1 pseudogene is annotated in these 363 nt (G+C 57.0%); it reads left to right on the plus strand.

Annotated elements, in window-relative coordinates:
• Window positions 1-363 (plus strand): annotated as a pseudogene (locus AC5ZGW_RS47620) (AI-2E family transporter); the annotation flags it as partial.

Here is a 363-nt window from a genome sequence, read left to right on the forward strand (position 1 = left end):
GCTGTTTCCGCTCTTCGAGGCACTATCACGGCTGATCGGAAACAGACCGGTGATTGCGGCAACTATCATCGTCGTCGGATGCCTCGTGTTAATCATTGCGCCGTTCGCCCTCGTCGCGGTCAATTTTGCCGATGCCGTGCAGGCGCTGATCGGTAAGTTATGGACGGGAAACTTTACGCTGCCTGAAGCACCAGCCGCCATCAAGGAATGGCCTGTCGTCGGCGAGCGGATCCACGATACCTGGAACCAGCTTGCCGGCGATCTTGCTTCGACGATCATCAAGTTTCAGGCACCAATCCGAGAAGTCATGGGTACGGTCGTTACAAAGCTCGCCTCAATCGGCGGCGGCGTGTTGAGCTTCGT

This window comes from Bradyrhizobium sp. Crot121 (assembly GCF_059512385.1).